We start from the raw sequence: 12,276 nt of genomic DNA on the forward strand, positions 1-12,276 counted from the left end.
CCTTCCGGCACGATGGGAAGGGCCGCTCCTCCTTTCCCCTTCTATGCGCGTAGAAAGAGGCACTCTCACATGGACGTCATCTCCGTCATCCGCACCAAGCGGGACAAGGGCGAGCTGAGCCCGGAGCAGATCGACTGGGTCATCGACGCCTACACCCGCGGGGAGGTCGCCGACGAGCAGATGTCCGCCCTGGCCATGGCGATCCTGCTGAACGGCATGAACCGCGACGAGATCGCCCGCTGGACCGCGGCCATGATCGCCTCCGGCGAGCGCATGGACTTCTCCTCCCTCTCCCGGCCCACCGCCGACAAGCACTCCACCGGCGGTGTCGGTGACAAGATCACCCTCCCGCTCGCCCCGCTCGTCGCCGCCTGCGGCGCGGCCGTCCCGCAGCTCTCCGGCCGCGGCCTCGGCCACACCGGCGGCACCCTCGACAAGCTGGAGTCCATCCCCGGCTGGCGAGCGCTGCTCTCCAACGAGGAGATGCTGCACGTCCTCGACACCACCGGCGCGGTCATCTGCGCGGCCGGCGACGGCCTGGCGCCCGCCGACAAGAAGCTCTACGCCCTGCGGGACGTGACCGGCACCGTCGAGGCCATCCCGCTGATCGCCTCCTCGATCATGTCGAAGAAGATCGCCGAGGGCACCGGCTCGCTGGTCCTGGACGTCAAGGTCGGCACCGGCGCCTTCATGAAGAACATCGAGGACGCGCGCGAGCTCGCCTCCACGATGGTCGCGCTCGGCACCGACAGCGGAGTGAAGACGGTCGCCCTGCTCACCGACATGTCGACCCCGCTCGGCCTCACCGCGGGCAACGCCCTCGAGGTCCGCGAGTCCGTCGAGGTCCTCGCCGGCGGCGGCCCGGCGGACGTCGTCGAGCTGACGATCGCGCTGGCCCGCGAGATGCTCGACGCGGCCGGCATCAAGGACGCCGACCCGGCCAAGGCCCTCGCCGACGGCTCCGCGATGGACGTCTGGCGCCGCATGATCGCCGCCCAGGGCGGCGACCCGGACGCCACCCTCCCGGTCGCCCGCGAGCAGCACGTCGTCACGGCCCCGGCCTCCGGCGTCCTGACCCGCCTCGACGCCTACGACATCGGCATCGCCGCCTGGCGCCTGGGCGCCGGCCGCGCCCGCAAGGAGGACCCGGTCCAGGCCGGCGCGGGCGTCGAGCTCCACGCCAAGCCGGGCGACACGGTGACCGCGGGCCAGCCGCTGCTGACCCTGCACACGGACACGCCGGAGAAGTTCGACTACGCACTGAAGTCCCTGGAGGGCGCGTGGGACATCGCGGCGGCGGGCACGGCGTTCACGCCGAACCCGATCGTGCTCGACCGCATCGCGTGACGGGCTGATCGCCTCTGGCATGTGCCAGTGACACGTTTGGGTGAACGGGGCCGATGGACGACCGTCGGCCCCGTTCGGCATGCTGGGATCGGTGTCACACCGAAAAGGAGACCGCCATGAGTGCACTCCCCGTCGATCCCGCTCCGGGCCCGCACTGGGACGAGCTCGTCCGCTTCTGGGAGGAGTCGGACTGGCCCGAGGGCAGCAAGGTGGAGATCATCGATGGGATCATTGTCGTGACACCACCGCCGGCCGCACCTCACAACCGCATCGTCGAGAAGGTCCACCGCAGGCTGTACACCGTGGTCCCCGAGGACTGGGGCGTCTACGAGACACAGGGGGTCGCGCACCCTGCGCGGGGCCGCCTCTATGTCCCCGACCTGGTCGTCATCCCGGAAAGGGTCATGGCCGAACTGGAAGGCGGCGAGTCCGCGCCGCTCACCGAGGCCGAACTGGTCGTCGAGGTCACGTCGTTGTCCAACGCAAGCTACGACCGGCTGAACAAGGCGGCCGCGTACGCGGAGGCGAAGGTGCCCCTTTACCTCCTGATCGACCGCTTCGGCCCTGCCGGGCCGACCGTCACGCTCTACGGTGATCCGAGCGATGTCTATCAGGAAATCCAGAAGGTGAGGTTCGGAGAGGAGATCCATCTCCCCGAACCCTTCGACCTCACGATCGACACCAGCGTGTTCCCTATCGGCTGAGCCCTCGCCACTCCGCCCGCTCGTCCGGCAGCCCCAGCCCCCGCAGGGTGATCCTCCGGTTCCCGTTCGTCGCTCCCCACAGCTCCTCCCGCGCCACCATCTCCCGGGCCAGGCCCCGCTGCTGATCCGTCGGACGCTCCGGCCATCCGTCCGCGAAGGCGACCTCCAGGTACGGCCCCAGGTCCGGGCAGGGCGCCATCCGGAAGGCGTACGGGAGGGCCGCGAGAGCCGCCTCGTACAGGCGCGAGAAGTCCGGGACCCGCCGGCACAGCGCCGCGATCAGGGTCCAGCGCGGCGGCTCGCCCCCGAAGCGGGGCAGGCCCGCCAGGGCGTCGAAGTCGGTGGCCCGACGGGCCGTCGCCACCAGCTCCTCGTGCGCCGCCGGGTGCTCCGCCAACGGCGGGGTCAGCGCCGCCGCGCACCGCACCAGCGGGCTCGGGTCACCGAGGAACGGCAGCGGATCGCCGCCCAGGTGACCCAGGTCCATCACCAGCGAGGCCCGCTCCTCCACCGACTCCGCCGCAGCGGCGCGCCGCGCAAGCCGCGGCAGCAGCTCCGGTGCCCGGGGCGCCGCGTCCGGGTGGACGAGGAGGGCCGCGAGCGTCGCCCACGCGCCCGCCCGCACCTCCTCGTCCCCGTCGTCCAGGAACTCCGCCACCGGCTCCACCAGCTCCGGCAGCAGGTCCCAGCAGTCCAGCGCCGCGCCCGCGAGCACCAGGTCGCCGGTGCCGTCCTCGTCGTCCCACAGGTCGACCTGCTCGTCCTCGTCGGCCGCCGCGTAGGCGGCCGTCCACTCCCGCGTCGGCGCCGCCGCCACCCGGGCCCGCAGCTCCTCGGCCTCGTCCCCGAGCCGTACGGCCGAGGCCACGTCACGGACGAAGGAAAGCCCCAGGACCGGGGCCTCGGCGAGGCGGCCCGCCACGATCCGCAGCACCGGCGGGGTCGCGGGCCAGACCGAGCCCTGGTGCAGGATCGCCGACCACAGGTGATCGGCGGCCGCCTCCAGCGGGCCGTCCAGGATCTCGGCGGTGTCCGTCGCCGCCCCGTACGCGTGGAACAGCCTCGACCAGTCGCTCACGCCGCCACCCCGAGCAGCCCCGGCAGCAGGCGCATGTCCTCGAAGACGACCGTCCGCTCGCCCGACAGCCTCTCCGCGCGGGTCAGTCCGCCGGTGTAGCCGAAGGCGCGCATCCCGGCCGCGCGGGCGGCCTGGACGCCGTACGCGCTGTCCTCGACCACCGCACACCGCTCCGGCGCGACGCCCATGGTCGCCGCCGCGTGCAGGAAGAGGTCCGGGGCCGGTTTGCCGCGGGCCACGTCATGGGCGCTGAAGATCCGGCCCTCGAAGCGGTCGAGCAGCCCCGTACGGGTCAGGTTGCGGCGGATCGAGCGGTGGCTGCCGTTGGAGGCCAGGCAGAAGGGGACGTCCAGCGCGTCCAGGACGTCCGTCACCCCCTCGACCACCGTGAGCTCCGCGTCCAGCGCCTCCTCGTACAGCGCGCGGAACGGCTCGTGCCAGTCCTCCGGCAACGGCTCGCCGCGCCGCTCCTCGACCAGGGCCGTCCAGATCTCCTGGGGGGAGCCGACGAAGTGCTCCACCAGCTCGGCCTCCGTGAACTCGGCCCCGAGCCGCGCGAACACCTCGCGGTCCACCCGGCAGTAGATCCGCTCGCTGTCCACCAGGACGCCGTCACAGTCGAAGATCACCAGCTCGACGCGATCCACGCGATCATCAGTCATGGCGCCGATGCTAGAGGGCGGTTCGGACACACGTGCGGGCGCCGATGAGTTCCGTACCCGTCGGCGGTCTGCCCGGTGTGGACACCCCTCGCACCCTCGCACTGCGCCTCTCCGGGCGGCCCGCCCCGGACGACGTCGGCCGCCTGTGCGCCCGCCTTGCGGCGGCCGAGCCCGCCGACGTCGTGTGCGCGGTCGACGGCCTCGCGCCGGCCGGTCTGGCCGCCGTCGACGCCCTCGCCCGCATCCGGCTCGCCGCCGTCCGGCACGGGCACCGGCTGCGGATCGAGGGCGCGGGACCCGAACTGCGGGCCCTGCTCGCGTTCACGGGCCTCGACGAGGTGCTCGGACTGCCCAGGGCCGACGTTGATCAGCCGTAGGCCGCGTGATCTCATGAGCGCCGATTGAACAAGGGTGCGACCTGGGGGGCTCCGTCTCGTCCGTGCGTGCCCGAGACGGACACCCTGGAGGTCCCATGACACGCCGCCTTCTGCTGCCCCTCCTCGCCGCCCTGTTGGCGGTCCTCTGGCCGTTGTGGCCCGCGCCGCCCGCCACTGCGGCGGTCATATCGGACTGCACCGTCCCCGCCTGGCAGTCCCACGGCACCGCCTCGTCGACCTGGGCGATCTCCGGTTCCCTCGTGCACGACGGCCGCGCCTTCGTCACCAGTCGCGGCCGCAAGCCCGTCGTGATCGCCGAGTACGACCTCGGCAAGAAGACGGTCGTCGCCGGCAGCGAGCGGGAGCTCCCCGACGGCCCCGGCCCCGGCGCGCCCGAGGGCGCGTACGGACTCACCGCGTACAACGGCAAGATCTACATCGGCACGTACACCGAGGCCGCCCTCTACAGCTACGACCTCGTCACGCGCGAGGTGAAGCACCTCAGGACCATCGGGGGCGAGGGCGACTTCATCTGGAGCCTTGCCGCGGCCTCGGACGGGACCCTCTACGCGGGGACCTACAACGACGGCAAGGTGTACGAGTACAAGCCCCCGACCAACGCCCTCCGCGACCTCGGCGTCCTCGCCGCCGGCGAGCGCTATGTGCGGTCCCTGGACGTCGACGACACCAACGTCTACGCCGGACTGCTCGACACCAAGAAGATGGTCGCCATCAACCGGTCCACGGGCGCCGTCCGCGTCCTGGCCCAGGGCGGCACCGGGTTCACCACCGTCTCCGTCGGCCGCACCCGCGTGCGCGGCACCAGCGGCAGCACCCTGTACGACGTGAAGACCGACGGCACCGACCTCAGGACGGTCCCGATCGCCGACCCCGACGGCAACGCCGAGACGGCCGACATGGTCACCCTCGCGCCCGACTACACCATGTACCTGTCGACCCGCCCGAACGGCAACGTCTACGAGTACAAGACGGGTTACGCCAAGCCCCAGCACCTCGGCACCCCCGTGCCGCTGGACGAGACCCGCGGGCTCGCCCTGGACGGCACCACCCTCACCGGCTTCACCGGCTTCGGCAAGGTCTGGCGGATGGACCTCACCACCCGCCAGTCGTCCTTCGTCGAGCTGAAGAAGGCCGGGTTCAGCGAGGGCGCGGAGAAGCCCCAGTCCCTCCTGCGCTCCTCCGACGGCACGGTGTGGGTCGGCGGCCACTTCATCATGACCGTCCACCGTCCCGACGGCGGCAAGGACCACATCGAGATCCCCGGCGAGGCCAAGACGCTCGTGGAGCGGGGCGGGAAGATCTACTCGGCGCTCTACCCCAGCGGCCGCCTCATCATGATCGACCCGGCGGCGGCGGTGACCGACCCCGAGACGGGCGGGAAGACCTACCCGGTCGGCATCGTCGGCCAGCTCCCCAGCGCTCAGCAGCGGCCGTGGGACATGGAGTACGACGCGGCCCGCGACCGCATCCTGGTGGCCACCGCACCGCTCGGCACCGGCCTCCAGGGCGCGCTGAACGTCTTCCGGTTCCCCGGCCCGGCCGAGGCCGCTCCGGCGTACACGCCGGACTCGTTCCCCGTCGTCACCAACGAGAGCCTGATGAGCCTCAGCGTGGGCCCGGACGGCACCGTCTACGTGGGCACCGACGTGCGCGGCGGTGGCGGGGCCCCGTCGACGTCGTGGAACACGGCCGCCAGCGTCGCCGCCTTCGACGCCGAGTACGTCGACGCGACGACCGGCAAGAAGGGCCGGCTGCTCTGGGCCATGGACCCGTTCGCGGCGGACGGTTACGACACCCTGCAGGACATCAAGGTCCACAACGGCGTCCTGTACGGCGTCTACAAGCGCACGCCCACGGCGGCCAAGCGCTGGTTCTCCATGAACCTGGCCACCCGCCAGATCGTCCACCAGGGTGACCTGCCCGGCTACGGCGAGATCGACGTCCACAACGACAAGGTGTTCGCCTCCACCTTCTTCAACGGCGACGTGTACCTCATCGGCCCCGGCCTCACCCAGGCCCAGCAGCTGGCCACCGCCCTGGACGACGAGTGGTACACCAACCCCCAGCTCGCCTTCGTCCCGGGCACCTGGACGGCCTACGGCCTGGTCGGCCGCGACCTCGCCACCCTGCGGCTCGACCCGTCCTGCCCGAAGGTGATCGGCCCCTTCCCCTCCTGACGCACCTCCTGAGCCGAAGGGGCGGGGCCGTCACCGACGGCCCCGCCCCCGATCCGGCACCGGTGAGCTACGCCTCCAGCCGCTCCGGCAGCTCGAACAGCGGGAACCAGCGCTTGGTGTCCAGGAAGAAGTCCATCCCGCCGATCTTCCCGTCGTGCAGCTGGAGCACGATCAGCGCCCACGGGGCGTAGCCGCCCTCCGGGTCCGGGTGGTAGTGCGCGAAGGCCGGCTGGCCGTTCGCCACGGTCGGCACCAGCTTCGAGCCCCGGCACACCTCGCCGACGCCCAGCATCCAGCCCACGATGTCCTCGTGGCCGCGCAGCCACAGGTCGTACGGCGGCATGGACATCGTCGCGTCCTCGTGCAGGAGCGCCGTCAGGGCCTTCATGTCATAGCCCTCGAAGGCCGCCACATAACGCTCAAGAAGCGCCTTCTGCTCCTCGTCCAGCGGGTCCGCGCCGTCGGCGGCGGCCGGCGACTGCTCGGAGAGCGTGGCCCGGGCCCGCTGCAGCGCGCTGTTGACGGAGGCGACGGTGGTGTCGAGCAGCTCGGCGACCTCGCTCGCCTTCCACGCGAGGACCTCGCGCAGGATCAGCACCGCCCGCTGCTTCGGCGGCAGGTGCTGCAGCGCCGCCACGAACGCGAGGCGGACCGTCTCCCGCGAGACCGCCGTCTCCGCCGGGTCCGCCACCGACGGCAGCACCCGCCCGTCCGGCACCGGCTCCAGCCAGGTGATCTCCGGACGCTCGTTGAGCCGGGCCTGCGCCACCGGCGTCGGGTCCGTCAGGTCCATCGGCCGGGCCCGCCGGTTGCCGGCGCTGAGCGAGTCGAGACAGACGTTCGTCGCGATCCGGTACAGCCAGGAGCGCAGCGACGAGCGCCCCTCGAAGGAATCCAGCGAGCGCCAGGCCCGCACCATGGTGTCCTGCACCGCGTCCTCCGCCTCGAAGGCGGAGCCCAGCATCCGGTAGCAGTAACCGGTCAGCTCCGTACGGTACTTCTCCAACTGGTCGCTCATGCGGTCCACCCCACTCGCCCCTCATCGGCGCCCGTTCGGCACCGACGAGGGGAAGCTACCGCAGCCCGCCGACACCGCGGGCGAACTCCGTCGGAGTTCCGTCACGTTCCGGGCTTGCGGCCGTAGACGTAGACGTCGTCACCGTTGCGCAGCAGGCTCCAGTACGCCTTGGCGTCCTTCGTCGTCATGTTGACGCAGCCGCCCGATCCCGGCGGGTTCCACATGGACTTGGTCGTCGAGTGGAAGGCCTGGCCGCCGTCGAAGAACTGCGCGTACGGCATCGACACGTGGTAGAGCGTCGACCAGTGGTTGATGTTGCGCCAGTAGACCTTCTTCAGGCCGGTACGGGTCTCCGTGCCGTCCTTGCCCGTGCGCACCGGCACCGGGCCGTACTTCAGCCGCGAGCCGTCCTGGATCCAGGTCAGCTGCCGGGTCAGGTCGACGCAGGCGATCCGGCCCTTGTTCGTCGGACACTTCCCGTCCTTGTTCGGGTTGGTCCCGGCCGCCTTCTGCGCCAGCATCGTCGACATCGTGCGCCAGGTGATCGTCCCGGCGTACCCCATCGTCGGCGTGATGCCGTGCTTGCGCTGGAAGGCCTGGATCGCCGTGCAGTCGGCGGCCGACTGCCGGCCGTCGACCGGCCGGCCGAGGAACTTCTCCACCTGCTTCTGGTACGGGCCGGTCGTGACGTTGCACGACGCCGCCTGCGCCGGGGCGGTGCCGAGCGCCACCGTCAGCGGCACCACCAGAGACGTGACGGCGAGACCTATGCCCGCTCGTCTGCGTATTCCGTCCATGTGCGTCAACTCCCCCTTGAGTCCTGACCCGTTTGACGCTCGGGGGAGTCGAACAGTTGCAGTGCGGCGGGCACCGGTTCTCAGCAGGCGGCCGGCTGGTGCCGGCGGGCCTCGACCCGGGCGCTGTGCGAGCCGTACAGGGTGACCGACACGACGCCGAACACCGCCACCAGACCGATCAGCACGGTCCCGGCCCAGCCGCCCGCGTGGAAGGCGATCGCGCCGAGGGTGCCGCCCGCGCTGCTGCCGAGGTAGTACGCGGACTGGTAGAGCGCCGAGGCCTGCGCGCGGCCCGTCCGCGCCGTACGGCTCACCGAGGAGGAGGCGACCGCGTGCCCGGCGAAGAAACCGGCGGTGATGAGCACCAGACCCGCGAGGACGGCACCGAGCGCGTCGGCGAGCGAGAGCAGCAGACCGGCCGCGGTCGTGGAGACCGCGAGGTAGAGCGCGCCGCGCCGGCCGAGCCGGCCGACCAGGCGGCCGGCCGCCGCCGAGGAGACGGTGCCCACCAGGTAGACCAGGAAGACCGAGCCGACCACGCCCTGCGGCAGCGAGAACGGGGCCTCGACGAGCCGGTAGCCGATCACCGTGTACACGGCGCCGAACACCGTCATGAACAGCGCGCCGATCACGTACAGGCGCAGCAGCAGCGGGTCCGCCAGGTGCGTGCGGACGGTGCTCACGAGCTCCCGCGGGTTCAGCGAGCCGGGCGTGAAGTGCCGGGCCTTCGGGATGAGGAGACGGAAGGCGAGCGCGCAGACCACGGCCAGCACGCCGACGGCCGCCAGGCCCGCCCGCCAGCCCCACAGCTGGGCGGCCCAGCCGGTGACGATGCGGCCGCTCATGCCGCCGATGGAGTTGCCCGCCACGAAGAGGCCGATCGCGGCGATCAGCGCCTTCGGCCGCACCTCCTCGGCGAGGAACGCCATCGCCGAGGCCGGCACTCCGGCCAGCGCGGCGCCCTGCAGCGCCCGCAGCGCCACCAGGCTCTCCAGGTTCGGCGCGAGCGGGACGAGCAGACCGAGGACGACGGCGACCGCGAGCGAGACCGTCATCATCGAGCGCCGGCCGAAGCGCTCGGACAGCGCGCTGAGCGGCAGGACGCACAGGGCGAGCGCGCCGGTCGCGGCGGAGACCGCCCAGGAGGCGGCCGACGCGGTGGCGCCGAACTCTGCGGAGACGGCCGGGAGCAGGGCCTGGGTGGAGTAGAGGAGGGCGAAGGTGGCCACTCCGGCGGCGAACAGCGCGAGGCTCATCCGGCGGTAGCCGGGGGCGCCGGGGGAGAGGCGGGCATCGGAGGCGGGGCCGGAGTCACGGCGGGAGTCGGCGACCGCGTGGGTGGCGGCCGCCTCGGTACTGGCGGAAGGCATGTCTCGAACGTAGGCCGCCCCGTTTCATGCGTCCAATGCACGGAACTGCTGTAATCGTTCCCATGGTGCATGAGTACAGGTCACAGCATCGCCTGTCACCGAGCAGTAACGAAGAAGACATGGGACTGCTGCTCGCCCCGCGTCTCGCGTACTTCGCGGCGGTCGCCCGGCACGAGCACGTGACCCGCGCGGCGGCCGAGATGGGCGTGCCCCAGTCGACCCTGTCCCGGGCCATGGTCCGGCTCGAAGAGGACCTCGGCGTCGCCCTGTTCGCCCGCCGCGGCCGTACGGTCTCGCTCACCCCGGCCGGCCGCCGCTTCCTCTCCTCCGCCGAGCGGGCGCTCGCGGAGGTCGAGCGGGCCGCCGACTCCGTACGGGCCGACGCCGACCCCACGGCCGGCCGGGTCGCCTTCGGTTTCCTGCACACCATGGGCTCCGAGACCGTGCCCGGCCTCATCCGCGCCTTCCGGGTCGACCACCCCCGGGTCCGCTTCACCCTGGTCCAGAACTACGGCGAGGCGATGATCGAACGGCTCCGGGCCGGCGACCTCGACCTGTGCCTGACCTCCCCGGTGCCCGACGCCCCCGACCTCGTCGCGCGCCGCCTGGACGAACAGCGGCTGCGGCTCGTGGTGCCCGACGACCACCGGCTCGCCTCCCGCAAGCGGATCCGCCTCGCCGAAGCCGCCGACGAGCCCTTCGTGACCCTGGAGCCGGGCTACGGGCTGCGCCGCATCACCGACGACCTGTGCGCCCAGGCCGGCTTCAAGCCCCGCGTCGCCTTCGAGGGCGAGGAGGCCGAGACCCTGCGCGGTCTGGTCGCCGCCGGGCTCGGCGTCGCCCTCCTCCCGCCGCCCGCCGTGGCCCGCCCCGGCGTCGTCGAACTCGGCGTGACCTCCCCGCGCGCGGTCCGCGAGATCGGGGTGGCCTGGCTCGACGGCCACCCGGACACCCCGCCGGTCGCCGCCTTCAAGAAGTTCCTGCTCGGCAAGAGGGGCAGCCTGCTCCCGGAGTGACCGCCCGAGCGCCGGGCGGAGTCAGCGGAGCCGGCCGAACCCGGCCGCCAGCGGCATCCGCAGCCCCAGCGGCGGCGGCGCGGCCATCGCGTCCGCGAGCGGCCGGCTCGGGGTGCGGGCGAACAGCGCGGAGAGCACGAAGTCGGCGGCGAGCGCCCGCACCTCGTCGGCGTACTGGCGCAGCGCGTGGCCGTCCGCGTGGACCTCGAAGCGGCAGGTGGCGTGGTTGGACTTCTTGGCCCGCTCGGCGAAGCGGTACGACAGCTCCGGATCGGTGCGGGCGTCGTTCGTGCCGTGCACGACGAGCACCCGCCGGCCCACCAGCTGCCGCACCGGCTCGGGTTCGGCCGCCCGGTCCTCCTCCGGCAGCCACGGCGCGAGCGCCAGGACCGCCGCGACCCCGGTGTGCCCGCCCGCGCGCAACGCCGCCCGCGCCCCCATCCCGCGCCCCACCAGACACACCGGGACGTCGCCGTAGCGCCGTACCGCCTCCGCGACCGCCCACGACGCGTCCGCCGCGAGCTGCGCGTCGGCACCGTTCCAGCCGCGCCCCCGGTAGCGCACCACGTGCGCCACCAGACCGTCCGCGCGCCCGGCCCGCACGAGCCGCCGCCCGAGCGGCAGCACCGCCGCGTGCCCCCGCAGCGAGGGCCCCCGCCCGGACTCGGGCTCGCCGTCCGGCAGAAGCAGGACCACCCCGCCGGCCTCGGTGATCGGGTTCGTCGCTCCGACGGGCCGACCGAGCCGGGGCGTCCGACCTCCGGCCGGTCCCACGAGTGCGTTGTGCGCCATGGCGGAACAGTCTCAGAAGTCGAGGTGTATGACACCCGTACGGACGGTCAACTGATGGTGAAAGTTGCCTTGTTTTCAGCCCCGCGCAAGCTGCCCGTAGCCACTCGCCCGCCGGCCGAACGACTACCCCCGCCGAGAACTCCTCGCGGATGCGAGGATGCTGTCGTGCTGGACGCGATCGACGCGGTGGACTGGAGCGCCATACCGGGCCCTCCCGACCGGTACCAACCGGCGCGTGCGGCCCGGGGGCTGCGCGCGCTGGCAGATGCGGCGAACCCGGTGGAGGCGGCGGAAGCAGGCTTGCTGCTCGGCGGCGGCGGAGTCGTCCATGGCCACAGTGCCGCGGTGTTTCCGGCGGCCGCGGTCGCGACTCCTCTGCTCCTGGACATCGCTCAGCAGGGTCACCCGGCGGCGCGAGACACCGCGTTGACGCTGATCGACGAGGCACTGTCGTTCTCTCCCCACGGCGCGTACACGCGGGTGACGACGTCCGCCGACGCGGCGGTCCCCGTCTGCTGCGCCATCGCCCACCAGGTGCGGGCGCGCACCGCTCTCCTCGCCGGATGGGGCAAGCGGGGGCGGGCGCTGCTCGCCGATGCGGCCGAGCACTGGCGTTTCGAGATCCGCGAGTGTGTCGCCGACGGCGCGGACACGGCAGCCTTCGGGACCGTGGACGGCTGTTTGCCCAGCGGCGTGCCGGCGGTGGAACTGCACGTCGGCGGTGAGATCGCCGTGCTGGACGAGGTTGCCCTCCTGTACCCGCCCGTGGACGGCTGCCCTGACGCGTGCCTGCGGGTGACGGGACGGCGCCCGGAGGAACTGCCGCCCGGCGCCGTCCTGTTCCGGGCGGAGTGCGGTGAACGGGTGCACTGACCGGCCTGCGGAGCTCACGGGCCGCGCGGCGCACGGGCCGTCCG

General features: G+C 72.6%; 12 protein-coding genes. 6 read left to right on the top strand and 6 right to left on the bottom strand.

The annotated features are described in order from the left end of the window. The first annotated feature begins 69 nt into the window (after positions 1–69). Positions 70–1,347 (top strand): thymidine phosphorylase, encoded by a 1,278-nt coding sequence (locus tag ABTZ91_RS27135; RefSeq protein ID WP_352079860.1) that lies wholly within the window; start codon positions 70–72, stop codon positions 1,345–1,347. A gap of 116 nt (positions 1,348–1,463) precedes the next feature. Continuing rightward, positions 1,464–2,051, top strand: coding sequence for a Uma2 family endonuclease (locus tag ABTZ91_RS27140; protein ID WP_352079861.1), 588 nt, complete (start codon positions 1,464–1,466; stop codon positions 2,049–2,051). Here the strand turns inward: ABTZ91_RS27140 and ABTZ91_RS27145 are convergent. Both ABTZ91_RS27145 and ABTZ91_RS27150 read right to left on the bottom strand, forming a co-directional pair. After that, positions 2,041–3,129, bottom strand: a complete 1,089-nt coding sequence (locus ABTZ91_RS27145; RefSeq protein ID WP_352079862.1) for a hypothetical protein — start codon at positions 3,127–3,129, stop codon at positions 2,041–2,043. The genes ABTZ91_RS27140 and ABTZ91_RS27145 overlap by 11 nt on opposite strands. Further along, positions 3,126–3,791 (bottom strand): HAD family hydrolase, encoded by a 666-nt coding sequence (locus ABTZ91_RS27150; RefSeq protein ID WP_352079863.1) that lies wholly within the window; start codon positions 3,789–3,791, stop codon positions 3,126–3,128. The genes ABTZ91_RS27145 and ABTZ91_RS27150 overlap by 4 nt, the downstream gene beginning before the upstream one ends. 44 nt (positions 3,792–3,835) lie before the next feature. Between ABTZ91_RS27150 and ABTZ91_RS27155 the strand changes: the two genes are divergently transcribed. Together ABTZ91_RS27155 and ABTZ91_RS27160 are read left to right on the top strand one after the other, a co-directional pair. Further along, positions 3,836–4,168 (top strand): STAS domain-containing protein, encoded by a 333-nt coding sequence (locus tag ABTZ91_RS27155; protein WP_352079864.1) that lies wholly within the window; start codon positions 3,836–3,838, stop codon positions 4,166–4,168. 95 nt (positions 4,169–4,263) lie between these two features. Beyond that, positions 4,264–6,366 carry a hypothetical protein gene (locus ABTZ91_RS27160; protein WP_352079865.1) on the top strand — a complete coding sequence of 701 codons (2,103 nt, stop codon included), beginning with the start codon at positions 4,264–4,266 and terminating at the stop codon, positions 6,364–6,366. 67 nt (positions 6,367–6,433) lie between these two features. Here ABTZ91_RS27160 and ABTZ91_RS27165 read toward each other — a convergent pair whose 3' ends face one another. The 3 genes from ABTZ91_RS27165 to ABTZ91_RS27175 all read right to left on the bottom strand — a co-directional run bounded on the left by ABTZ91_RS27165 (position 6,434) and on the right by ABTZ91_RS27175 (position 9,551). Then, positions 6,434–7,384 carry a sigma-70 family RNA polymerase sigma factor gene (locus ABTZ91_RS27165; RefSeq protein ID WP_352079866.1) on the bottom strand — a complete coding sequence of 317 codons (951 nt, stop codon included), beginning with the start codon at positions 7,382–7,384 and terminating at the stop codon, positions 6,434–6,436. 101 nt (positions 7,385–7,485) lie between these two features. After that, the gene (locus tag ABTZ91_RS27170) at positions 7,486–8,181 is read right to left on the bottom strand and encodes a L,D-transpeptidase (protein ID WP_352079867.1); all 696 of its coding nucleotides are present in this window, start codon (positions 8,179–8,181) and stop codon (positions 7,486–7,488) included. 80 nt (positions 8,182–8,261) lie between these two features. Beyond that, positions 8,262–9,551, bottom strand: a complete 1,290-nt coding sequence (locus tag ABTZ91_RS27175; RefSeq protein ID WP_352079868.1) for an MFS transporter — start codon at positions 9,549–9,551, stop codon at positions 8,262–8,264. 62 nt (positions 9,552–9,613) lie between these two features. On the opposite strand from ABTZ91_RS27175, the gene ABTZ91_RS27180 reads away from it, so the two are divergent. Next, positions 9,614–10,567 carry a LysR family transcriptional regulator gene (locus tag ABTZ91_RS27180; protein ID WP_352079869.1) on the top strand — a complete coding sequence of 318 codons (954 nt, stop codon included), beginning with the start codon at positions 9,614–9,616 and terminating at the stop codon, positions 10,565–10,567. A 21-nt stretch (positions 10,568–10,588) separates the two neighbouring features. On the opposite strand, the gene ABTZ91_RS27185 is transcribed toward ABTZ91_RS27180, so the two are convergent. Next, complete coding sequence (locus tag ABTZ91_RS27185; protein WP_352079870.1) at positions 10,589–11,359, bottom strand: alpha/beta hydrolase; 771 nt, start codon at positions 11,357–11,359, stop codon at positions 10,589–10,591. Between the two features lie 165 nt (positions 11,360–11,524). Here ABTZ91_RS27185 and ABTZ91_RS27190 point away from each other — a divergent pair, with 165 nt between their 5' ends. Then, positions 11,525–12,232, top strand: coding sequence for a hypothetical protein (locus tag ABTZ91_RS27190; RefSeq protein WP_352079871.1), 708 nt, complete (start codon positions 11,525–11,527; stop codon positions 12,230–12,232). The last annotated feature ends 44 nt before the right edge of the window (positions 12,233–12,276 follow it).

Source organism: Streptomyces sp. NPDC126499 (assembly GCF_040302485.1).
Classification (GTDB): Bacteria; Actinomycetota; Actinomycetes; order Streptomycetales; family Streptomycetaceae; genus Streptomyces.